Here is a 20,806-nt window from a genome sequence, read left to right on the forward strand (position 1 = left end):
CGTCGCGAGGAGCATGATGGGGTGATCCGCACCGGCCGGGAGGGGAACGAGTTGGACACGGGAGGGCTGCCGGCGTACGGGCAGCAACAGTCGGCGGAACAGGCCCCGGCGCTACAGATCACCGGTCTGCGCAAGGCGTTCAACACCACAGTCGCGGTGGACGACGTGCAGCTGGTCGTGCCGCGCGGCTCGTTCTTCGGCCTGGTCGGCCCGAACGGCGCCGGCAAGACCACGTCGCTGTCCATGGCCGTCGGGCTGCTGCGCCCGGACGCCGGGACCGTGCGCATCTTCGGCGTGGACGTGTGGGAGTCGCCGGAGCGGGCCAAGTCCCTGGTCGGCGTGCTGCCGGACGGCATGGCGCTGCCCGAGCGGCTCACCGGGCGTGAGCTGCTCACGTACACGGGTCTGCTGCGCGGCCTCGACCAGGCCACGGTCGCCGCGCGCGCGGCCGAGCTGCTGGGCGTGCTGGAGCTGCTCGACGCCGAGCGCACGCTGGTGATCGACTACTCGGCCGGTATGCGCAAGAAGATCGGCCTCGCCACCGCGCTGCTGCACGCCCCGAAGCTGCTGGTGCTGGACGAGCCGTTCGAGGCCGTCGACCCGGTGTCGGCGTCCACGATCCGCACGATCCTGCAGCGGTTCGTCGCCTCCGGCGGCGCGGTCGTGCTGTCCAGCCACGTGATGGAGTTGGTCGAGAAGCTCTGCGACCACGTCGCCGTGATCACCCGCGGGCGGGTCGTGGCCAGCGGGCCGGTGGAGCAGGTCCGCGGTGGACAGTCGCTGGAGCAGGCGTTCGTGCACCTGGTCGGCGGCCGCACCGGCGGCGGGGAAGGGCTGTCGTGGTTGGCGTCCTGATCCGCATGAAGCTGCGGGTGCTGTCGCACTCGCTCGGCGGGGCGCGGGCGGCGAGCTTCGCCTTCGGCGCGCTGGTCGGCCTGGCGGCCGGCGGCGCGTCGCTGTTCCTGGTGATGCTCGGCTACCAGAACGGCGTGTCCATCGGCACCACCGTCGCCTCGGTGATGATGCTGCTGTGGACGATCGGCTGGCTGATCGGCCCGATCATCATGGGCGGCGGCGACGAGACGCTCCGCCCGGAGAACTTCGCCCTGCTGCCCTTGTCGCCGACGAAGCTGGCCTTCGGTCTGCTGGGCGCGTCGCTGGCCGGCGTGCCGCCGGTGGCGACGGTGATCGCGTTCCTCGGCCTGGTGGTCGGGGCGCTGTGGCTCGGCGCGCTGCCGGCGATCGTCGCCGTGGTCACGGCCGTGCTGGCGCTGGCGCTGACCGTGCTGTTGTCGCGTGTGGTCGTCGGTGCGCTCGGGGCGGTGCTGGGATCCCGCCGCGGCAAGGATCTCGGCGTGCTGCTCGCGGCGTTGGCCGGCCTGTCCTACCTGCCGCTGCGGTACGCGGGGGAGGCGTTGGCGCCGGTCATTCTCCAGAACAACCCGGTGCTCGGCGGCACGCTGCGCTGGCTGCCGACCGGCTGGGCGCCGGCGGCGGTCGAGGGCGCGGCCACCGGCAACTGGCTGGCCGTGATCGGAGCGGTGCTCGCGTTGGCCGCGGCGGACGGTCTCCTGCTGCTGGCGTACTCGCGACTGCTGGTGTTGCGGCTGACCACGCCCCAGACCAACGTCGGCCCGGCGAAGGCCGGGCGGGTCAAGGCCTCTGGCCGCAGCCTGCTGCCGGCGACGCCGGTCGGCGCGGTGATCGGCAAGGAACTGCGGCTGTGGTGGCGGGACGCCCGGCGCCGGGCGATGCTGCTGACCTCGGTGCTGATCGGCCTGTTCATCCCGGTGTTCTCGTCGGCCGGCGGCCGCGGCGCGCTGGTCATGCTGCCGTTCGCCGGGCTGTGGGTCGTCGGCTTCTCCATGCTCCAGGTCAGCAACCTGTACGGCTTCGACGGCACCTCGGTGTGGCACACCATCGTCACGCCCGGGGCGGCCCGGGCCGACGTGCGAGGGCGGCAGTGGGCGTGGGGGCTGATCATCGGTCCTGTCGCGATCGTGGCCGGGCTGGTGCTGCCCGGCGTGGCCGGCAGTTGGTGGGCGTACCCGTGGGTGCTCGGCGTGCTGCCGGCGATGCTCGGCGGCGGGGCCGGCTTCATGCTGCTGCTGTCGGTGTACTGGGCGTTCCCGATGCCGGTGCAGCGCGGCAGCAATCCGTTCAACCAGGGCAACCGGCCCGGCTGCTCACGGGGCCTGGTGCGGCTGCTGTCCATGCTGTTTCTGCTGGTCATCGCCCTGCCGTCGCTGGTTCTGCTGATCGTCGGGCAGATCGCGCACAACCCGGTGCTGAGCTGGATCGCCGTGCCGGTGGGCCTGGCCACGGGCGGATTCGCGGCGTGGTGGCTGGGGCGGCTGGCCGAGCGGCGGCTGCTCACCCGCGGCCCGGAGCTGCTGGCTCAGGTGAAGGCCGCTGGTTGATCGCCGGCTGGGTGACCGTGGCGCTGCGTAGCGTTGAGCTGGTGTTTCGTTGAGGTAACCAGTGGTTTGGAGTAGTGCCCTCGGCCACCGTGCTGGGTGAAGATGTCGACCATGACGAGGAACGGGCGCGGCGACGGCGAGTTGTTTCGCGGTTACCTGAACCCGGCGCGGCCGCACGCCGGCGCGTACGACGAGATGTTCTCGGCCGACGCGTCCGTGCGGTCCGCGTACCGCTCGCTGCACGAGGTGCTGGCACCGTCCGATGTGGCCGATCTCAGCGCCCGGTCCGACGCGCTCGGGCGGGCGTTCGTGGATCAGGGCATCACCTTCTCGCTGTCCGGTCAGGAACGGCCGTTCCCGCTCGACCTCGTGCCCCGGGTGATCACCGCCTCGGAGTGGGCCAAGCTGGAGCGCGGCATCGTGCAGCGGACGCGGGCCCTGGAGGCGTTCCTGGCCGACGTCTACGGCGACGGGCAGATCGTCCGCGACGGCGTGCTGCCGCGACGGCTGATCACCTCGTGCGAGCACTTCCACCGCGAGGCCGCCGGGATCGTGCCGCCCAACGGGGTGCGCATCCACGTCGCCGGCATCGACCTCGTGCGCGACGAGGCCGGCACATTCCGCGTGCTGGAGGACAACGTGCGGTGCCCGTCGGGGGTGTCGTACGTGATGGAGAACCGGCGCACCATGGCCCGTGTGTTCCCGGATCTCTTCGCGCGGCACCGGGTTCGCGCCGTCGGCGACTACGCCGTGCACCTGCTGCGAGCCCTGCGCAACGCCGCCGCGCCCAATGCCGCCGACCCCAACGTGGTCGTGCTGACGCCCGGCGTGCACAACTCGGCCTACTTCGAGCACTCCCTGCTGGCCCGGCAGATGGGCGTGGAGCTGGTGGAGGGGCGGGACCTGTTCTGCCGCGACCACACCATCTACCTGCGCACCACCGAGGGCGAGCGGCAGGTGGACGTGATCTACCGCCGCATCGACGACCCGTACCTGGATCCCGTGCACTTCCGGCCGGACTCCGTGCTGGGCGTGGCCGGGCTGGCCAACGCCGCCCGCGCCGGCAACGTGGTGATCGCCAACGCCGTCGGCACCGGCGTGGCCGACGACAAGCTCGTGTACACCTACATGCCGGAGATCGTGCAGTACTACCTCGGCGAGAAACCGTTGCTGCCCAACGTGGACACCTTCCGGTGCTGGCTGCCGGACGAGCGGGCCCACGTGCTCGACCGGATGTCCGAGCTGGTGGTCAAGCCGGTCGAGGGCTCCGGCGGCTACGGCATCGTCTTCGGGCCGGACGCCTCCGCCAAGGAGCTGAACGCGTTGCGGCGCAAGGTTCGCGACAATCCCCGCGGTTGGATCGCCCAGCCGGTGGTGCAACTGTCCACCGTGCCGACCAAGATCGGCGACAAGCTCTGCCCGCGGCACGTGGACCTGCGGCCTTTCGCGGTCAACGACGGCAACTCGGTGTTCGTGCTGCCCGGCGGGCTGACGCGGGTGGCGCTGCCGGAGGGGAGCCTGGTGGTGAACTCCTCGCAGGGCGGCGGTTCCAAGGACACCTGGGTGCTGGCGCCCCGATCGTCCACAGTGGAGAGCGAGCTGTCCGGGCCCGAGCTCGTGCAGGCGAGTCAGCTCAACGGCGTGGCGACCGAGCAGGGGCCGGAACTGACGGCATCCCAGCAACAGCAACAACAACAGCAGTGAGGGAGGCGTCGTGCTGGCGAGGAACGCGGAATCCCTGTACTGGATCGGCCGTTACGTCGAACGCGCCGACGACACCGCGCGCATTCTCGACGTGTCCGTGCACCAGTTGTTGGAGGACGCGACCGTCAATCCGGACGCGGAAAGCCGGCAGCTGCTGTCCGTCCTGGGCATCACGCCGCCCGACGGCACGACCTTGGACGTGTGGTCGCTGACCGAGCTGGTGGCCTACTCGTTGGGCAATGCCGGCTCCATCTGCGCCTCCGTGACGTCGGCGCGGGAGAACACCCGCGGCGCGCGGGAAGTCGTGTCCACGGAGATGTGGGAATGCCTGAACAGCATGTGGAATGCCGTGCCGGAGCGGCAGCGCTACGCCCGGCAGGTGGGGCCGCACGCGTTCTTCTCCTTCGTGGAGGAGCGGGCCGCCATGTTCGCCGGGCTGGCCGACTCGACCATGAGCCGCGACGACGGCTGGCGGTTCCTGGTGCTGGGGCGGTCCGTCGAACGCGTGGACATGATCGTGCGGCTGCTGCTTTCCCGTTCCGGTGACAAGGCTTCCTCGCCCGGCTGGGTCACCGTGCTGCGGTCCGCCGGCGCGCACGACACGTACCTGCGGACCTACCGTGGGGCCATGGACGCCAGCCGCGTGGTCCAGTTCTTGTTGCTGGACCGGCTCTTTCCCCGCTCCGTGTTCCACGCCCTGTCCCAGGCCGAGCAGTGTCTCGAACACCTCGACCACGCGCCCGGCCGTCGCGTCGGCGCCACTGCCGAGGCCTCCCGGCTGCTCGGCAAGGCCCGTAGCGATCTCGAGTTCCTGCGCATCTCCGAGCTCATGGAGAACCTGCCCCGACGGCTGAAGTCCTTGCAGGCCACCGTTCGTGACGTCGGTGAAGCCGTGTCGCTGCAGTACTTCCACTCCGTGCCCTGGGTCGCGTGGACCAACACGGAGGTGGGCGCATGAGTTGGCGGCTTCGCGTCACGCACACCACCGAGTACCGGTACGCCTCGCCGGTCACCCAGTCGTACAACGAGGTTCGGCTCACCCCGCGCAGCGACCGGCGGCAGAACGTCGTCGTCAGCCGCGTGGAGACCCATCCCGCCACCCGCGCCTACCGGTACACCGACTACTGGGGCACCGTCGTCACCTCCTTCGACCTGCACGCTCCGCACACCGAGCTGTCCGTCATCGGCTCCTCCGTCGTCGAGACCGGTGGCGAGGTCGCCCCCGTCGGCGGCGCCACCTGGACCGACCTTCGCGGCGAGGACGTCCTCGACCGGTACACCGAGTACCTCGGCTGGACCGACTACGTGCCCCGGGACCGGGAACTTGCCGCCAAGGCCCGGGAACTCCGCCGCGGGCTCACCCCTGTCGACGCCGTCCACGCCGCCGCCTCCTGGGTTCATTCCCAGATGACCTACCGGCAGGGCAGCACCGGCGTGCACAGCTCCGCCGCCGACGCCTGGCAGGCGAGGGAGGGTGTCTGCCAGGACTACGCCCACCTCACCCTCGCCCTCCTGCGCGCCATGGGCATCCCCGCCCGCTACGTCTCCGGCTACCTGCACACCCGGGCCGACGGCGCCGCCAAGGAGACCGTGCAGGGCGAGAGCCACGCGTGGATCGAGGCGTGGACCGGCGGTTGGTGGGCCTACGACCCCACCAACGCCATCCCCGTCGGTCCGCGCCACGTCTGGGTCGCCGTCGGCCGCGACTACGCCGACGTCGTCCCCTTCAAGGGCATCTACACCGGCGGCGCCGGCGCCGGCCTCACCGTCACCGTGGAGCTCACCCGCCTGGCGTGAGCCCTGTGATAGTGCTCACTGTCCGTACGTGAGGCTCGACCGCGTGGTGAACACAGCCAGAAGTGGTTGCAAGCTGCGTTGGAAGTTGACGTGCAACTTCCAACGTTGAACCCCTCGCTGTTGGAACGTCCGCCCGCAACTGGTGATGTGGGGATCAGCGCCAGCCGCGGGCGTGCAGGGCGTCGACGACGACGCCGAAGCGGTCCGGGGCGAGCACGGCGCCCTCTCGGCGCAGGTCGTTCTCGTGCAGCTCGTAGACCCGGTCCAGGCGCAGCCACGAGGGGCGGCCGTCCTGGTCCCAGGCACCCGCGCCGAGGTCCAGCCAGTCCTGCGACTCGTGGGGCTTGCTGGACAGCATCAGGGCCAGCAGGAAGCGGCCCGTGCGGCCCACGACCAGCAGCGGGCGGTCCTTGCCGACCGCGGGGTCGTCCTCGAAGGGCACCCAGGCCCAGACCACCTCGCCCGGGTCGGCCAGGCCGTCCGGGTCGGGGGAGTAGTCGAGCTTGGCCAGGCGCTCGGCGCCGTGCACCTGGGTCACCGCGCCGTGGGCGGGACGGGGAACCGGACCGTGTTCGGACACGGCCAGCACCCTATTCTGTACGGACCATCCCGGGACGCATGGGACCATGGAGTGTGTCCCCCGTCCGCTTTCCCGAGGAACCGCCCCAGTGAGCACGTTCGCCGACAGCACGTTCACGTCGCCGGAGCTGATCCGGAACTTCTGCATCATCGCCCACATCGACCATGGCAAGTCCACCCTGGCCGACCGGATGCTGCAGCTGACGGGCGTGGTCGACGCACGCGCAATGCGGGCCCAGTACCTGGACCGGATGGACATCGAGCGCGAGCGCGGCATCACCATCAAGGCCCAGAACGTGCGGCTGCCGTGGCAGCTGGACGGCCAGGACCACGTGCTGCACATGATCGACACGCCCGGCCACGTCGACTTCACCTACGAGGTGTCGCGGGCCCTCGAGGCGTGCGAGGGCGCGATCCTGCTGGTCGACGCCGCGCAGGGCATCGAGGCGCAGACGCTGGCCAACCTGTACCTGGCGCTGGAGAACGACCTCACCGTCATCCCGGTGCTCAACAAGATCGACCTGCCGGCCGCCGACCCCGACAAGTACGCCAAGGAGCTCGCCCATATCATCGGGTGCGACCCCGAGGACGTGCTGCGGGTGTCGGCCAAGACCGGCTTCGGCGTCGGGGAGCTGCTCGACGAGGTCGTCCGCAAGGTGCCGGCCCCGGTCGGCGCGGCCGACGCCCCGCCGCGGGCCATGATCTTCGACTCCGTGTACGACACCTACCGAGGCGTCGTCACCTACATCCGGGTCGTCGACGGCAAGATCACGCCCCGCCAGCGGATCAAGATGATGTCCACCGGCGCCACCCACGAGCTGCTCGAGGTCGGCATCATCTCGCCCGAGCCCAAGCCGTCCGCCGGTCTCGGCGTCGGCGAGGTCGGCTACCTGATCACCGGTGTGAAGGACGTCCGCCAGTCCAAGGTCGGCGACACCGTCACCTCCGAGCGGCACGGGGCGACCGAGCCGTTGGCCGGCTACCGCGAGCCCAGGCCCATGGTCTACTCCGGCCTGTACCCCATGGACGGCTCCGACTACCCCGAGCTGCGCGAGGCGTTGGAGAAGCTCCAGCTCAACGACGCCGCCCTCACCTTCGAGCCCGAGACCTCCGCCGCACTGGGCTTCGGCTTCCGCTGTGGCTTCCTCGGCCTGCTGCACCTGGAGATCACCCGCGACCGTCTGGAGCGGGAGTTCGGCCTCGACCTCATCTCCACCGCGCCCAACGTGGTCTACCGCGTCATCTCCGACGACGGCGCCGAGACCGTGGTGACCAACCCGTCCGACTGGGTCAACGGCAAGATCGCCGAGGTCTTCGAGCCCATCACCAAGTGCACCATCATCGCGCCCAGCGACTTCATCGGCGTGATCATGGAGCTCTGCCAGTCCAAGCGCGGTCAGCTCGGCGGCATGGACTACCTGTCCGAGGACCGCGTCGAGCTGCGCTACACCATGCCGCTGGCCGAGATCATCTTCGACTTCTTCGACTCCCTCAAGTCCCGCACCCGGGGCTACGCCTCACTGGACTACGAGGAGTCCGGCGAGCAGTCCGCCGACCTCGTCAAGGTCGACATCCTGCTCCAGGGCGAGGCCGTCGACGCCTTCTCCGCCATCGTCCACCGCGACGCCGCCTACGGCTACGGCACCAAGATGGCCACCAAGCTGCGGGAGCTCATCCCCCGCCAGCAGTTCGAGGTCCCCATCCAGGCCGCCATCGGCTCCCGCGTCATCGCCCGCGAGACCATCCGCGCCATCCGCAAGGACGTCCTCGCCAAGTGCTACGGCGGCGACATCACCCGTAAGCGCAAGCTCCTCGAAAAGCAGAAGGAGGGCAAGAAGCGCATGAAGATGGTCGGCCGCGTCGAGGTCCCCCAGGAAGCTTTCGTGGCTGCTCTCTCGACGGATGACTCGGGCGGCAAGGGCAAGAAGTAGCGGGGCCGGTTGGGGGCAAGAGGCGCATACGGTGCTGGATCTGGCCGCGTCGAGGTCCCCCAGGAAGCTTTCGTGGCTGCTCTCTCCACCGAGGACTCCGGCGGCAAGGGCAAGCAGTAATTCAGTCGCTCCGCCGGCCTCGGCCAGCGGAGCGTTATCGGTCCTACCGGGTCCCGACTATCCACAAAGGACTGAATCGGTAGGGGCGGTAAGCAGCTTTCCGCGCGAGACATCACATCCGGGGGGATCGATGATCGAGCAGTCGCGGTACGACAAGTGCGTCGAGGACGGCCGCCGTGCGTTGCTCGCCGGCGCGACGGTGGACGAAGTCCTGACCATCCTGCGGGCCGCCGGGTGTTACGAGATCGACTGCATCAAGGTGCTGCGTGAGCTGACCAGGCGCAGCCTCGGCGACCTGAAACAGGTCGTCCACTACAGCCCGGCGTTCGCCGACCGTCGAGAGAGCAACGAGGCCCTGCACGCCGCCGCCTGGGAAGCGGCGGAAAGGTTGGCGGCTGAGTCCGCGGCGTTCGAGTCGGAGCCCGGCCAGGGCAAGAAGTAGCGCGTCTCGGCCGGGGCGGCCTTGAGCACCGAACCGGTGGATCTTGACGACGGCCGGTGACGGCTGTGGCCACCCGAACGGGTGGAAGCAGCCTCGGGTGGCGGACCAACGGTCCGGATTGTCAGGGGCGTCTGCTGAGGTGGTCCCCGTGAGGAAAAGGAGGGACCATGACGGTCATGGACGCGTACACGCCCTCGGGGCCGCTCACCGTGGCGGACCTGGAGCTGATGCCCGATGACGGGCGTCGCTACGAGCTCATCGACGGGATGCTCTTCGTGAGCCCGGCGCCCGGGTTCAGGCACCAGAAGATGGTCGCGCAGCTGATTGTGCGCCTCGAGTCGGCCTGCCCCGATGATCTGCACGTGCTGCCCGCCCCATTCGCAGTGCGGACGGCGAAGGACACCGAGGTTCAGCCCGACGTGCTGGTCGCCAGGGACGAGGACCTGACGGAGAAGAACCTGCCGGTGGCCCCGCTGCTGGCGGTGGAGATCCTCTCGCCGAGCACCACGCTGTATGACCTCAACACCAAGAAGGCCGCCTACCAGCGCATGGGCGTGGCGAGCTACTGGGTCATCGACCCGTTGGACCCGCGGCTGACCGTGTTCGAGCTGACCGAGAGCGGCGAGTATGAGCTGGTCGCCGACGTCAAGGGCGAGGATGCCCATGACGCCGAGCGACCGTTCCCGGTGCGGATGGCGCCGGCGGAGCTGCTGGGGCGGCTGAATCAGTCCCGCTGACAGCCGTCGGGCCAGATGACGGTGACGGGGACGCCGTGGTCGCGGGCGTGGGTGACGACGTCGGCGGTGCCGCCGCGGCCGGCGGCGGGGCGGCCGTCCCAGACGGCGACGAGGCGGTCGGCGACGTCGACCATGTGGACGCTGGCGGCCATGTAGGCCTCCCGGCCGGGGCGGTCGTAGTCCATGGTGACGACCTCGGCGGCCTGCTGGAGTAAGGCGTCGTAGGTGGGGTGGTAGTCGGTGGGAAGGCGCTCGCGGTAGCGCTGGGCCGGTAGGACGGCGACGAGGGAGCCGCCCTCGTCCAGCACGGCCTGGGCGAACAGGGCGTCGGCGCCGTCGGCCAGGCAGCTGACGCCGACGAGGGGGGCGACGTCGGCCTGGCGGCGGAGCTCGGCCCGCAGGGCGGCGTCGACCAGTGAGCGGGTGGCCTCCTGGAGCCCTCGGTGTCCGGTGATGGCGATCCTGGTCATCACGTCTTCTCCTCGATCGAGGGGCGGCCTCTCGATCGTGCCGTGGACCAGCGCAAATGGGGAAGACGGCCATTGGGTGGCTCACGCCAATGGTTCAGACCTCGTACTCCAGACGGTAGCTGTGCGTGCCGTCGGCGGCCTTGTCGATACGGAGCGTGCCGGAGATGCCGGCCAGCTTGCCGGTGCCGGAGTCGGGTACGACGCGCACGCTCATGTCGCCGGAACCGCCGGCCATGACGGCGGAGTGCTGGAGGACGAAGGAGCCCTCGACGCCGTCCACGGTGCCGACGAAGCGCTCGATGGCGACGTAAGCGGCGGAGGTGGGCACGGGACCGCCGGCGGTGAGCAGCCGAGCGGTGCTGACGCCGGACAGGCCGCCGCGAAAGGTCTTGGCCACGGAGACGTGCCCGAGCTTGATGCCGTCGGCGTCGAGATAGGTCTCGTCGTCCCAGCGGTCGATGTCGAAGGTGCCCTCAGCTGTGCTCATGGGCCCAGTCTGCGAGCCATTCCTGCCATCTCATGTCAGGTACGAGCGTAGGAGGCCAGCAGTCGCAGCGCAGTGTCGTACTTGACCCGCAGCCGGGCCTGGGTGGCCTCGTCCAGCGCGGCGAACCGCACGGCGGACGTGTTGTCGGCGATGTCGGCGTGCTTGACGGTCACGGCGATGGGGTCGGCGGCCACCCGGGCCAGGTACTCGGCCTGCGGCTCGCCCGGTTCGTGACTCAGGGCGACGACGGCGGTGACGACCCGCTCGGGGCAGCCGGCGGCCCGCAGGTCCTCGGCGGTGACCGGGGTGTCCTCGATGACGTCGTGCAGCACGGCGGCCATCTGCTCGTGCGAGCCCTCGACCCGGTTCATGACCCGCACCGGATGCCCGATGTAAGGTTTGCCGCTCTTGTCGATCTGCCCCTCGTGCGCGTCGGTGGCGATCCGCACCGCGTCCGCGACCGAGAAATCTGAGAAGGTCATGTCGGGAGTCAACGGGATCGGGTCCTGGGCGTCCACCACTTCGATGGACCTCACCGATGTCTGGAACCGGGTGCTCGGCGGCCAACCGAGCCCACAGCTGGAACTGGTGCTGATCGCCGCCGCGGTGGCCTTGGTCGGCGTGCTGCCGTGGCAGGTGTGGCGGGTCACCCGCAACCTCGTCACGATCGCGCACGAAGGCGGCCACGCCCTGGTGGCGGTGCTCACGGGCCGCCGATTGACGGGGATCCAGCTGCACTCGGACACCTCGGGCCTGACGCTGACCAGAGGCAAGCCGCGCGGCCCGGGCATGGTGCTGACGGCCGCGGCCGGCTATGTCACGCCGTCGCTGCTGGGCCTGGGCGTGGCGGCGCTGCTGGGCGCGGGCAAGATCACGCTGCTGCTGTGGATCGCGATCGTGCTGCTGGCGTTGATGCTGGTGATGATCCGCAACGCCTTCGGCGTGCTGTCGGTGCTGGTCACGGGCGGCATCGTGTTCGCGGTGTCCTGGTACGCCTCGACCGACATCCAAGCCGTGTTCGGCTACGTCATTGCCTGGTTCATGCTGCTGGGCGGCGTCCGCCCGGTCTACGAGCTGCAGCGCAAGCGCTGGCGGGGCCGCGCCCCGGACTCGGACGCGGACCAGCTGGCCAAGATCACCGGCGTCCCCGGCGGCCTGTGGGTGACACTGTTCGCACTGGTGAGCATCGGCTCGCTGGTCATCGGAGCCAGTCAGCTGCTGCCGCGCTGATCTCCACCGCACTAATCTCGGCAGGGTGATCGAGCAGTTGCGCGTCCCCGTGATCGTCGCCCCGATGGCGGGCGGCGGGTCCACCCCCGAACTGGTCGCCGCGGTCGTCGACGCTGGAGGCTTCGGCTTCACACCGGGCGGCTACCTGACAGCAGGGGCGATGGCCGAGCAGATCGTCCGGACGAGCGCGCTCACCGGTGGCCGGTTCGGCGTCAACCTGTTCGTGCCGGGCACGGACACCAAGCCCGACCTGGGCGACTACACGCAGCGGGTGGCGGCCGAGTCGGAGCGGCTGGGCGTCGAGGCAGGCGAGCCGCGCTGGGAGGACGACGAGTACCCGGCGAAGCTGGAAATCGTTCTGGCGCAACGGGTTCCAGTGGTGTCGTTCACGTTCGGGCTGCCGTCGGCCTCCGACGTGGAGCGCTTGCACGCGGCCGGTACGCAGATCGTCGCCACGGTGACGACGCCGGCCGAGGCCCGCCAGGCGGCGCAGCTGGGCGTCGACGCGCTGGCGGCGCAGGGCTTCGAGGCCGGCGCCCACCGCGGCACATTGACTGACGACGGCGTCTCGCCCGGCGGCGGCGAGGAATTCGGCCTGCTGGCTCTGATTCGCCGGATCCAGGCCGTCACGGACCTGCCCCTGATTGCCACCGGCGGCCTCGTGCACGGCGCTGACGTGGCGGCGGTGCTGACGGCTGGCGCCGTGGCGGCGCAGCTCGGCACGGCTTTCCTACTCTGCCCGGAGGCCGGCACGTCCGCGACACATCGGGCGGCCCTCGCCGAAGGCGGCCGGCGCACGGCCATCACCCGGGCCTTCACCGGCCGACCGGCCCGCGGCCTGGTCAACCGGTTCCTCACCGAGAACACCGCCGACGCCCCGGTCGGCTATCCCCAGGTCCACCACCTGACCCGGCCCATGCGCGCCGCCGCGGCCAAGGCCGGCGACGAGGAGCTGGTGCACCTGTGGGCCGGCCAGACCTATCCACTGGCCGAGGCGCTGCCAGCGGGCGAACTGGTGGCCCGGCTGGACCGTGAGGCCCGCGAGGCGATCGAGCGGGTCAGCCGCCGCTTCGGCTGACCCGCCGGACTTCAGCGGCTGAGCACGATCTTGCCGGCGACGTCGCCGTCCAGCATGGCCTTGAGCCCGTCGCCGGCCTGCTCGAACGGCAGCTCGGCGCCGATCTGCGGCCGCACGCCCGCCAGGTCGCAGAACTTGAGCAGGTCGCCGAGCTCCTCGCGGGTGCCCATGGTCGAGCCGACCACGCGCAGCTGGAGGAAGAACAGCCGCTGGAGCTCGGCGGCCGAGGCGTCGCCGGTGGTGGCGCCGGAGATGACCACGACGCCGCCCGGCTTGAGCGACTTCATGCTGTGCGACCAGGTCGCCTTGCCGACGGTCTCGAACACGCCGTCCACCCGTTCGGGCAGCCGCGCGCCGGACTCGAACGCCTCGTGCGCACCCAGCTGCTTGGCCAGGGCCCGCTTCTCCTCGCTGCGCCCCGTCGCCCACACCCGGAACCCGGCGGCCACGCCGAGCTGGATCAGGGCCGTCGCCACGCCGCCGGAAGCGCCCTGCACCAGGATCGACTGCCCCGGCCGCAGGCCCGACTTCACGAACAGCATCCGATACGCCGTCAGCCACGCCGTGCCCATGCACGCGGCCTCGGCGAACGACAGCCCGGGCGGCTTCGGCAGGGCGTTGCGGCGCGGCACGACGACCGTCTCCGCGAACGTGCCCTGGTGCTTCTCGGTGAGCAGGGTGCGCTTGGGGTCCAGGGTCTCGTCGCCGCCCCAGTCCGGGTCGCCGATCACCGAGTGCAGCACGACCTCGGTGCCGTCCTCCAGCACGCCCGCGCCGTCGCAGCCCAGGATCATCGGGAACTGCTCGGGCTTGATGCCCACGCCCCGCAGCGTCCACAGATCGTGCATGTTCAGGCTGGCCGCGCGCACCGAGACGCTGACCCAGCCGGGAGGCGGGTTCGGGGTGTCACGCTCGCCGATGACCAGCGAGGCGAGCGGATCGGCGGGGTTCGGCTCGGATGCGTAAACGGCGAACATACGCCGAACCTATACCCTGAGGTGGTGCTCGACTGGCTTGCCAACACCTGGGACGGGATCGAGCTGTGGGTGGCACAGCTGTGGTTCCCGCTTCAGTTCGCCCTGGTCATGGTCGTGCTGCTGCCGATTCTGCGGGCCGTGGCGTGGCTGATCGAGCGCGTGGTCGACCGGCTGGCCGCGTGGTTGGCGCCGCGTTACCGGTCGGAGCCGACGCTGTGGGGCAGCGAGGAGAAGGAACGGGCCGCCGAAGCGGGTTCCCGCCGGCCTTCGTAGGCTCACCGGCGTGACATCGCGCCGACGCATCACCATCGCCCTGGTCGGCCTGATCGTGCTCGTGCTGGCCGGCTGGCTGATCAGGGACGTGACCACCGGGTCGACCGGCGCTCCGTCGACGACAACCTCCTCCGTGTCGAAGCCATCCGGCTCGTCCGGTGCGGTGCCGGGGTCGTCGTCCGGGCTGCCGGTCAAGGCGCTGTCGTCGCTGCCCAAGGAGGTCGACGACACCTGGAAGCTGATCCAGAAGGGCGGGCCGTTCCCGTACCCCAAGAACGACGGTGTGGTGTTCCACAACAACGGGAACGTGTTGCCGCGCAACAAGGACGGCTACTACCACGAGTACACCGTCGACACGCCCGGCGCGAAGAACCGGGCCAGCCGGCGGCTGATCACCGGCTCCCAACGTGAGCTGTACTACACCGACGACCACTACGACTCGTTCGCGGTGGTGGATCCGACACGATGACCGGCATGCGGCACGTACTGGACGGAACCGCCCTGCACGACCGGGGATCCGCGCTGGACGGCATCGCGGCGACGTTGTCGTTCCCGGACTACTTCGGCCGCAACCTCGACGCGCTGCGTGACTGCCTGCTCGACCTGTCCTGGCTGCCCGCCGGCGAGCACGTCCTCGTGTGGCGGCACCACGAGGTGCTGCGCGGCGACGACCCGACCGCGTACGAGCGGATCGTCGCCGTCCTCGGCCAGGCCGTCGAGGAGAACCCGGAGTTCAGGTATCAGCTGTCCTGAGTGGGCACCCAGCTCGGCTTGCGCTTCTGCACGAACGCCGCGATGCCCTCTTGGCCCTCTTCGCCGGCGAAGTGCTTGGCCGACAGCTCCAGCATGTCCGTGAAGTCCTGGTCCATGTCGCCGGTGCGGGGCTCGCGCAGCATCTCCTTGGTCGCCGCCAACGCGTTCGGCGCGCCCAGGGTCAGCATCTCCGTGTAGCGGTCGACCTCGGCGTCCAGGCCGTCCGCCGGCACCGAGGCGTTGATCAGGCCGATACGGACCGCGCGCTCCGCGCCGAAGGTCTCGCCCGTGAGGAACAGCTCGTGCGCCGCGCGGGGCAGCAGCCTCGGCAGCACCGTCACGGAGATCACCGCCGGCACCACCCCGATGCGCACCTCGGAGAAGGCGAACGTCGCCGTGTCCACCGCCACCGCGATGTCACAGGCCGCCACCATGCCCACGCCGCCGGCCCGGGCCGGGCCCGCCAGCTTGGCCACCACCGGCTTCGGGCTGGTCCACAGCTGCTCCAGGATCGCCGGGAACTCGTTCACACCCTGCTGCTCGGTGCTCGCCCCGCCCGCTTCCTTCAGGTCCATGCCGGCGCAGAACACCGTTCCCGTGTGCCCCAACACCACCACCCGCACCTCATCGTCCGCCATCGCGGCCGCCAGGTGGTCCCGCAGCTCCCGTCGCAACTGCGCGGACAGCGCGTTCCGGTTGTGCGGGGAGTCCAGCGTGATCGTCGCGATCCCCCGCCGCACCTCGTAGTGCACCAGCTCGTCAGCCATGTCCCGCACTCTAAACGGGGTGGCGGCCGGACTGCTCGCCCGGCCGCCACCCGTGGAACTAGTTCACTTCGACCTCGCCGAACTGCATGTAGTAGTCGCCGTGGCTGTCGGGCTTGAACCCGCTGCCGCTGACCTTGATGTACTTCACGGTGGTGCTGGGGTAAGTCAGCGTCCGCGCCCCACTGCCCGCGACCGCCGTGCCCGCTCCGCTGGCCAGCTGGGTCCACTGCTGGCCGTCCGACGAACCCTCGACAACGAAGTTGCTCGGGAAGCCGACGCTGCCGTCCCGAATGTCGCCGCGCGGGTACAGCGTTACCTGTGTGCTCGGGAGCACGGTGATCATGGACAGCTGGATTCATTCGGTGCGACCGGCTGCCCCGGCGGCGCTGGTCCAGCCGTTCTCGCCGGTGCCGTTGGCCGAGCGCACGCCATCGACAGTGAACGCCGTGTTCCACCCGTCGTTGGGCAGTTCCAGCGAGCTCGACGTGGTCAAGTGAGCGCCGGTCGCGTCGTTGTCGCTGTATGCCCCTGGTCGACGAGATGACGCAGTTCTCGGCGGTGATGGCCGGCATCACCGCGGGCATGCTGTGCTCGATCAGTCTGGTTTGCAGCGTCATGGCGCTGTCCATCATTCCGGAAGGCGAGGCCTTCCTGCCGTGGATCGTGCTTGGGACCACCGGTGCCGGCGCATTCGCGTCCGAACGACTGGAGGCGATCCTCGAAGCGGCCAGTGTCGACGCGGAGGCGACGGAGGCGGCGCTCGCGCAGGAGGTCCGCAACCTCACCAGACTCACCGAGGGCTGTCCGACGGCAAAGGCCATGGCGCCGATGGTGGAGGACCCCTGTGGTGGACTTATCGACCACATTGCGCTCGGCCTCAAAAGTACTGTTAACAGTTCGCCAAGGACCGTGGAGCTCGCGACCTTATGAATCCTGATATTATCTGGGAGACTGAGGTGATGAAGATCTCCAAGCTTCTGGTTGATTTTCCTGGGCAATGCACCTGGACGGCATGGATGGATTTGATATCTCGGTGCAGGCAGCGGTTGGGCGTTCGCTTCTTCGTAACGTAAGGCAGATAGGCGGCTACCGACTTGGAGATATGGTTCCTTAATAGGGTGGGGGCCTTGAAGTATGTCGACTTTACATTCAAGGCAAGCTTCAACCTAATCCGTTTGACTGACAGTGGTGGTTGGTATGGATGATCTGGTATTTCCGATATCGCTGGAGCGGCAGTTTCAGCTGTGGTCGTTTGCGGTCACTCACAATGTCCTGCTGTTGCGCTCCCCTCGAGACTCGAAGCAGGCTACCCGGATCGATCTGCAGTTCCGTGTGGTGGAGGAGATGCGCTTGCCGAGCATCCTGGATGACCTGGAGATCGACGTACTCCATGCCGGTGATACGCGCCTCGCCGAGCTAGGTGCGGTGGCGCGCGAGGACTGTCTGCTCTTCGCGCTGCGATCGCGCGAGCTGGCCGGCGGCTACGTGCTGGCACGAAGCCTGGGGCTCTCGGAGGACGATTTGTCCGACCAGGAGCCGACGAGCATCAACAATCCTGCGCTGAGGCATCGGGTGGTGCGGATCGCCGGCGCCGGCGACTGATCGACATGTGTCCGGGGGTGTGCGGGCTTGCGCCCGCCACCTCCGGCATGTCGACCGCGTGCTACGGCAGGGGACACGCAGTCCAGCGCTCTGGTCAGGGAGCTGATCGGCCGCCCCATCGCCGGCGAGGGGGCGTGCGTTACATGGCGACGCTCACCGGCCGAAGTAGCCGTCAGGATCTGAATTTTCCGCCCCGCCAACGGGTCCTGCACTGATACTGTCTCGCCGTCAAGGGGGAGTCACGGGGGTGCACACCCTCACTCAACTCCTCCTTGGTCGGGGTTCACGTACAGCGTGTTCCAGGGAGGAATGCATGTCAGACAAGGACGCCGGCAGATCTTCTGCCGGGTCACCGTGGCGTCGGGGCCTTCGGGCGGCGACGATCGCGGCAGTCAGTCTCACGGTTATCGGGGCGCCGATGGCGTCGGCGCAGGCCGGCCAGGCGGGCTTAGTCCCGCAGGCGGTCGGAAAGGCCCCCGCCATTCCACACGGTGCGGTCGCGGCGGCGGCGCCCGCATCGGACGCCCAGCTCGACCTGTCGGTGGCGCTCGCGCCGCGTGACCAGGCGGCGCTGGACTCCTTCGTGCAGCAGGTGTCGGACCCGAAGTCCCCGCAGTACAAGCACTATCTCGGCAAGGGGCAGTTCGGGGGCGTCTTCGGCGCCACCAAGCAGACGATCGACTCGGTCACCAAGGCGCTCAAGGACGCGGGCCTCAACCCGGGTGCGGCGACGCCGGACGGACTGAGCATCCCGGTCAAGGCGACGGTGGCTCAGGCGAAGTCGGCGCTGGGTGTGGACTTCGCGGGCTACAAGCTGACCGACGGCCGCACCACCTTTGCCAACACCTCGGCCCCGAAGCTGCCGGCGGCGGTCGCTTCATCGGTGACGACGGTGCTGGGCCTGAACAACCTGCTCAAGGTCAGCGCCAGTCACACGACGCCGACGAAGACCATGCAGACCTCGGGCACGCCGACCGGCGCGAAGCCGAACGTGGCGACGCCCAGCGTCTGCCCGGAGATCCGGGACTCCGGGCAGTCCCAGCAACCCCCGTACTTCGACACGTACGACTACTGGCAGCCGGGTTCGCTCGGCTCGTCGAACGCGTACAACACCAGCCAGCTGCTGACCAACTACGGCGACAACGGCAACGGCGTCACCGTCGCGATGATCGAGTTCGAGGACTTCGACTGGAACGACATCGTCGAGTTCCAGCGCTGCATGGGTTCCCACTCGAACGTCAACAAGCTGCCGTTCCCGGGCCACGGCCCGACCACGCCGCCGAACTCCAGCGGCGTCGGCATCGAGTCGGCACTGGACATCGAGTACGTCAACGGCATCGCGCCCGGCGCCACGGTGAACGTCTACCAGGGCCCGGACAACGGTGACCTCAACATCGGCGCGCAGATCTACCAGCAGATGGTCAACGACGACACCGCCCAGGTGATCTCCACCAGCTGGGGCCTGTGCGAGGACGACATCCGGCAGCACGCGCCGGGGCTGTTCAACGTCGAGAAGAACATCTTCGCGCAGGCCGCCGCGCAGGGACAGACCGTGGTCGCCTCCTCGGGTGACCAGGGCTCGACCGGCTGCTTCTACGACACTCAGGAGCCCAACAAGGGCCTGCTGAACGTGAGCGACCCGGCCGGCCAGCCGTACGTGCTGTCCGTGGGCGGCACGCGCAAGTACGGCCCGAACACCGCCGAGTCCGTGTGGAACACGCCGGCCTCGGGCCCCTACATCGGTGGCGGCACCGGCGGTGGCGTCTCCACGGTCAGCTACCTGAGCGGTGCGGCCAACTACCAGGCCGGCAAGGTCGGACCGGGCTATCAGAACCTGTGCAACGCGCCGAGCGGCGCCACGTGTCGGCAGGTGCCGGACGTGGCGGCGATCGCCGACAGCAACACCGGCTACCTGATCGCCTATGGCCTGTCCGATCCCGATCCCGATGGCAAGCGCTACCGGGAGTGGACGATCATCGGCGGCACCAGTGGTTCCGCCCCGCTGTGGGCGGGCATCATGGCGCTGGCCGACAGCAGCCACGCCTGTGCGGCGACCGGCCCGGTGGGCTTTGCCAACCCGGCGCTGTACCAGGCTCCGGCCGGGACGTTCTTCGACGTCACGAGCGGCAGCAACTACCTGCCGGACTCGGGCAACGGCTCGGGTCTGTACAACGCGGCTTCCGGCTATGACCTGACCACGGGTCTGGGCACGCCGCACGCTCCGCAGGTCGTCGAGGCGGTCTGCAACGCGAAGGCGGGGCCGGACGGCAGCGCGTACAGCCCGGTGGCGCCGGCGCGGCTGATGGACACGCGGACCGACAACACGACGCTGCACGGCAACGGCACGCGTCAGCTGAAGGTGGCGGGTGTGGGCGGCGTGCCGGCCACCGGCGCGACCGCGGTGGTGCTGAACGTGACGGTGACCAACCCGTCGGCCAGCAGCTTCCTCACGGTGTACCCGGACGGGCAGCCGCGGCCGATCTCGTCGAACCTGAACTTCACCGCCGGGGTCACGGTCCCGAACCTGGTGACGGTGCAGGTTCCCGCGAGCGGCATCGTCGACTTCTACAACCTGTCGGGCAACGTGGACGTGGTGGCTGACGTGTTCGGCTACTACTCGACGGACGGGGCGAGCCTGTACAAGGCGGCGGGCCCGGCCCGGCTGATGGACACCCGGGACAACGGCGGCGCGATCGGCACGGGGCAGACCCGCACGCTGCCGATCGAGGGCGCCGCGGGCATTCCGGCCACGGGTGTCACGGCGGTCGTGCTCAACGTGACGGCGACCAACCCGACGGACGGCAGCTTCCTGACGGTGTTCCCGGGCGGTACGACGGCGCCGAACTCGTCCAACCTGAACTACTCGCCGGGCCAGACCATCGCCAACCTGGTGACGGTCCCGGTGGGCGCGGACGGCACGGTGGCGTTCCTGAACCACTTCGGCAACGTCGACGTGATCGCGGACGTGTTCGGCTACTACACCAACGCCGGTGGCGGCCTGCGCTTCCACCCGACGGCCCCGGCCCGCCTGGCCGACAGCCGCACGGGCGCCGGCCTGATCAACAACAACGGCGTGCCGATCGGTTCCGGTGTGTCGACGCAGGTGGCGATCCAGAACGTGAACGGCGCGGCCGGCAACAACGGTCCGCTGGGCACGGCCGGCGCGCTCGTGCTGAACGTGACGGCGACCAACCCGACGGCCCCGAGCTTCATCACGGTCTACGGGTCGAGCGGCGCGCGTCCGTCTTCGTCGAACCTGAACTTCACCCCGGGGCTGACGATCCCGAACTCGGTCGTGGTGCCGACCAACGGCGGCGCGATCAACCTGTTCAACTTCCAGGGCTCGGTGGACGTGGTGGTCGACCTGTTCGGCTACTTCGCCTGATATACAACCGAAAGAACTGAAAAAGCGTGTGCCCGGCCTCCGCACGAACGGCCG

At 69.5% G+C, this 20,806-nt stretch carries 24 protein-coding genes; 17 read left to right on the top strand and 7 right to left on the bottom strand.

What is annotated here, in order from left to right:
* Positions 1-21: 21 nt before the first annotated feature.
* The 5 genes from AB0M73_RS11615 to AB0M73_RS11635 all read left to right on the top strand — a co-directional run bounded on the left by AB0M73_RS11615 (position 22) and on the right by AB0M73_RS11635 (position 5,921).
* The gene (locus AB0M73_RS11615; protein ID WP_363889997.1) at positions 22-855 is read left to right on the top strand and encodes an ABC transporter ATP-binding protein; all 834 of its coding nucleotides are present in this window, start codon (positions 22-24) and stop codon (positions 853-855) included.
* Positions 840-2,420, top strand: coding sequence for a hypothetical protein (locus tag AB0M73_RS11620; RefSeq protein WP_363890000.1), 1,581 nt, complete (start codon positions 840-842; stop codon positions 2,418-2,420). The genes AB0M73_RS11615 and AB0M73_RS11620 overlap by 16 nt, the downstream gene beginning before the upstream one ends.
* 111 nt (positions 2,421-2,531) lie before the next feature.
* Positions 2,532-4,124: a circularly permuted type 2 ATP-grasp protein gene (locus tag AB0M73_RS11625; RefSeq protein ID WP_363890002.1), complete on the top strand. Its 1,593-nt coding sequence runs from the start codon at positions 2,532-2,534 to the stop codon at positions 4,122-4,124.
* A gap of 10 nt (positions 4,125-4,134) precedes the next feature.
* Positions 4,135-5,082, top strand: a complete 948-nt coding sequence (locus tag AB0M73_RS11630) for an alpha-E domain-containing protein (protein WP_363890003.1) — start codon at positions 4,135-4,137, stop codon at positions 5,080-5,082.
* Complete coding sequence (locus AB0M73_RS11635; protein WP_363890005.1) at positions 5,079-5,921, top strand: transglutaminase family protein; 843 nt, start codon at positions 5,079-5,081, stop codon at positions 5,919-5,921. Before AB0M73_RS11630 ends, AB0M73_RS11635 begins: the two co-directional genes overlap by 4 nt.
* A 154-nt stretch (positions 5,922-6,075) precedes the next feature.
* Here AB0M73_RS11635 and AB0M73_RS11640 read toward each other — a convergent pair whose 3' ends face one another.
* Positions 6,076-6,501, bottom strand: coding sequence for a type II toxin-antitoxin system PemK/MazF family toxin (locus tag AB0M73_RS11640; RefSeq protein WP_363890007.1), 426 nt, complete (start codon positions 6,499-6,501; stop codon positions 6,076-6,078).
* A gap of 88 nt (positions 6,502-6,589) precedes the next feature.
* Between AB0M73_RS11640 and lepA the strand changes: the two genes are divergently transcribed.
* From lepA to AB0M73_RS11655, 3 genes are all read left to right on the top strand, one after another.
* A complete protein-coding gene (gene lepA, locus AB0M73_RS11645; protein ID WP_043717938.1) occupies positions 6,590-8,431 on the top strand; it encodes a translation elongation factor 4 in 1,842 nt (613 codons plus the stop codon).
* Between the two features lie 250 nt (positions 8,432-8,681).
* Positions 8,682-8,993: a hypothetical protein gene (locus AB0M73_RS11650; RefSeq protein WP_363890011.1), complete on the top strand. Its 312-nt coding sequence runs from the start codon at positions 8,682-8,684 to the stop codon at positions 8,991-8,993.
* Between the two features lie 167 nt (positions 8,994-9,160).
* On the top strand, positions 9,161-9,730 hold the full coding sequence (locus tag AB0M73_RS11655; protein ID WP_363890013.1) for a Uma2 family endonuclease: 570 nt from the start codon (positions 9,161-9,163) through the stop codon (positions 9,728-9,730).
* Here AB0M73_RS11655 and AB0M73_RS11660 read toward each other — a convergent pair.
* The 3 genes from AB0M73_RS11660 to AB0M73_RS11670 form a co-directional block, all read right to left on the bottom strand.
* Complete coding sequence (locus AB0M73_RS11660) at positions 9,718-10,200, bottom strand: hypothetical protein (RefSeq protein WP_363890016.1); 483 nt, start codon at positions 10,198-10,200, stop codon at positions 9,718-9,720. The two genes, AB0M73_RS11655 and AB0M73_RS11660, sit on opposite strands and share 13 nt — an antisense overlap.
* Before the next feature lie 94 nt (positions 10,201-10,294).
* Positions 10,295-10,687 carry a DUF3224 domain-containing protein gene (locus tag AB0M73_RS11665; RefSeq protein ID WP_363890019.1) on the bottom strand — a complete coding sequence of 131 codons (393 nt, stop codon included), beginning with the start codon at positions 10,685-10,687 and terminating at the stop codon, positions 10,295-10,297.
* Between the two features lie 35 nt (positions 10,688-10,722).
* Complete coding sequence (locus AB0M73_RS11670; RefSeq protein ID WP_363890021.1) at positions 10,723-11,169, bottom strand: phosphohydrolase; 447 nt, start codon at positions 11,167-11,169, stop codon at positions 10,723-10,725.
* Between the two features lie 43 nt (positions 11,170-11,212).
* Between AB0M73_RS11670 and AB0M73_RS11675 the strand changes: the two genes are divergently transcribed.
* The gene (locus AB0M73_RS11675) at positions 11,213-11,917 is read left to right on the top strand and encodes a M50 family metallopeptidase (RefSeq protein ID WP_363890024.1); all 705 of its coding nucleotides are present in this window, start codon (positions 11,213-11,215) and stop codon (positions 11,915-11,917) included.
* Positions 11,918-11,942: 25 nt separating this feature from the next.
* Positions 11,943-12,995 carry a nitronate monooxygenase gene (locus tag AB0M73_RS11680; protein WP_363890025.1) on the top strand — a complete coding sequence of 351 codons (1,053 nt, stop codon included), beginning with the start codon at positions 11,943-11,945 and terminating at the stop codon, positions 12,993-12,995.
* Between the two features lie 11 nt (positions 12,996-13,006).
* Here the strand turns inward: AB0M73_RS11680 and AB0M73_RS11685 are convergent, their stop codons facing one another.
* Positions 13,007-13,972 carry a zinc-binding dehydrogenase gene (locus AB0M73_RS11685; protein ID WP_363890028.1) on the bottom strand — a complete coding sequence of 322 codons (966 nt, stop codon included), beginning with the start codon at positions 13,970-13,972 and terminating at the stop codon, positions 13,007-13,009.
* 24 nt (positions 13,973-13,996) lie between these two features.
* Between AB0M73_RS11685 and AB0M73_RS11690 the strand changes: the two genes are divergently transcribed.
* From AB0M73_RS11690 to AB0M73_RS11700, 3 genes are read left to right on the top strand one after another with little or no spacing between them, the layout of a single operon-like run.
* Positions 13,997-14,245: a hypothetical protein gene (locus tag AB0M73_RS11690; RefSeq protein WP_363890031.1), complete on the top strand. Its 249-nt coding sequence runs from the start codon at positions 13,997-13,999 to the stop codon at positions 14,243-14,245.
* A gap of 10 nt (positions 14,246-14,255) precedes the next feature.
* On the top strand, positions 14,256-14,714 hold the full coding sequence (locus AB0M73_RS11695) for a ribonuclease domain-containing protein (RefSeq protein WP_363890033.1): 459 nt from the start codon (positions 14,256-14,258) through the stop codon (positions 14,712-14,714).
* A gap of 5 nt (positions 14,715-14,719) precedes the next feature.
* Entirely contained in the window at positions 14,720-14,998 is a 279-nt protein-coding gene (locus AB0M73_RS11700) for a barstar family protein (RefSeq protein WP_363890036.1), read from the top strand.
* Here the strand turns inward: AB0M73_RS11700 and AB0M73_RS11705 are convergent.
* Both AB0M73_RS11705 and AB0M73_RS11710 read right to left on the bottom strand, forming a co-directional pair.
* Positions 14,986-15,765: an enoyl-CoA hydratase family protein gene (locus AB0M73_RS11705; protein ID WP_363890038.1), complete on the bottom strand. Its 780-nt coding sequence runs from the start codon at positions 15,763-15,765 to the stop codon at positions 14,986-14,988. The genes AB0M73_RS11700 and AB0M73_RS11705 overlap by 13 nt on opposite strands.
* A gap of 58 nt (positions 15,766-15,823) precedes the next feature.
* Complete coding sequence (locus AB0M73_RS11710) at positions 15,824-16,108, bottom strand: discoidin domain-containing protein (protein WP_363890039.1); 285 nt, start codon at positions 16,106-16,108, stop codon at positions 15,824-15,826.
* Between AB0M73_RS11710 and AB0M73_RS11715 the strand changes: the two genes are divergently transcribed.
* The 4 genes from AB0M73_RS11715 to AB0M73_RS11730 all read left to right on the top strand — a co-directional run bounded on the left by AB0M73_RS11715 (position 16,107) and on the right by AB0M73_RS11730 (position 20,752).
* Complete coding sequence (locus tag AB0M73_RS11715) at positions 16,107-16,262, top strand: hypothetical protein (protein WP_363890040.1); 156 nt, start codon at positions 16,107-16,109, stop codon at positions 16,260-16,262. The genes AB0M73_RS11710 and AB0M73_RS11715 overlap by 2 nt on opposite strands.
* A 25-nt stretch (positions 16,263-16,287) precedes the next feature.
* Positions 16,288-16,695, top strand: coding sequence for a hypothetical protein (locus tag AB0M73_RS11720; protein ID WP_363890042.1), 408 nt, complete (start codon positions 16,288-16,290; stop codon positions 16,693-16,695).
* 267 nt (positions 16,696-16,962) lie between these two features.
* On the top strand, positions 16,963-17,367 hold the full coding sequence (locus tag AB0M73_RS11725) for a hypothetical protein (protein WP_363890045.1): 405 nt from the start codon (positions 16,963-16,965) through the stop codon (positions 17,365-17,367).
* Between the two features lie 418 nt (positions 17,368-17,785).
* On the top strand, positions 17,786-20,752 hold the full coding sequence (locus tag AB0M73_RS11730; protein ID WP_363890048.1) for a protease pro-enzyme activation domain-containing protein: 2,967 nt from the start codon (positions 17,786-17,788) through the stop codon (positions 20,750-20,752).
* The last annotated feature ends 54 nt before the right edge of the window (positions 20,753-20,806 follow it).

The organism is Kutzneria sp. NPDC051319 (genome assembly GCF_040682195.1).
Classification (GTDB): Bacteria; Actinomycetota; Actinomycetes; order Mycobacteriales; family Pseudonocardiaceae; genus Kutzneria.

Bases quoted from the DNA above. Each gene is read 5' to 3' on its own strand.
- AB0M73_RS11725 (WP_363890045.1), top strand. From the start codon at position 16,963: ATGGATGATCTGGTATTTCCGATATCGCTGGAGCGGCAGTTTCAGCTG.
- AB0M73_RS11665 (WP_363890019.1), bottom strand. From the start codon at position 10,687: ATGAGCACAGCTGAGGGCACCTTCGACATCGACCGCTGGGACGACGAG.
- AB0M73_RS11685 (WP_363890028.1), bottom strand. From the start codon at position 13,972: ATGTTCGCCGTTTACGCATCCGAGCCGAACCCCGCCGATCCGCTCGCC.
- AB0M73_RS11715 (WP_363890040.1), top strand. From the start codon at position 16,107: ATGGACAGCTGGATTCATTCGGTGCGACCGGCTGCCCCGGCGGCGCTG.
- AB0M73_RS11720 (WP_363890042.1), top strand. From the start codon at position 16,288: ATGCCCCTGGTCGACGAGATGACGCAGTTCTCGGCGGTGATGGCCGGC.
- AB0M73_RS11730 (WP_363890048.1), top strand. From the start codon at position 17,786: ATGGCGTCGGCGCAGGCCGGCCAGGCGGGCTTAGTCCCGCAGGCGGTC.
- AB0M73_RS11625 (WP_363890002.1), top strand. From the start codon at position 2,532: ATGACGAGGAACGGGCGCGGCGACGGCGAGTTGTTTCGCGGTTACCTG.
- AB0M73_RS11650 (WP_363890011.1), top strand. From the start codon at position 8,682: ATGATCGAGCAGTCGCGGTACGACAAGTGCGTCGAGGACGGCCGCCGT.
- AB0M73_RS11675 (WP_363890024.1), top strand. From the start codon at position 11,213: ATGGACCTCACCGATGTCTGGAACCGGGTGCTCGGCGGCCAACCGAGC.
- AB0M73_RS11705 (WP_363890038.1), bottom strand. From the start codon at position 15,765: ATGGCTGACGAGCTGGTGCACTACGAGGTGCGGCGGGGGATCGCGACG.
- AB0M73_RS11670 (WP_363890021.1), bottom strand. From the start codon at position 11,169: ATGACCTTCTCAGATTTCTCGGTCGCGGACGCGGTGCGGATCGCCACC.
- AB0M73_RS11660 (WP_363890016.1), bottom strand. From the start codon at position 10,200: ATGACCAGGATCGCCATCACCGGACACCGAGGGCTCCAGGAGGCCACC.
- AB0M73_RS11710 (WP_363890039.1), bottom strand. From the start codon at position 16,108: ATGATCACCGTGCTCCCGAGCACACAGGTAACGCTGTACCCGCGCGGC.
- AB0M73_RS11655 (WP_363890013.1), top strand. From the start codon at position 9,161: ATGACGGTCATGGACGCGTACACGCCCTCGGGGCCGCTCACCGTGGCG.
- AB0M73_RS11635 (WP_363890005.1), top strand. From the start codon at position 5,079: ATGAGTTGGCGGCTTCGCGTCACGCACACCACCGAGTACCGGTACGCC.
- AB0M73_RS11700 (WP_363890036.1), top strand. From the start codon at position 14,720: ATGCGGCACGTACTGGACGGAACCGCCCTGCACGACCGGGGATCCGCG.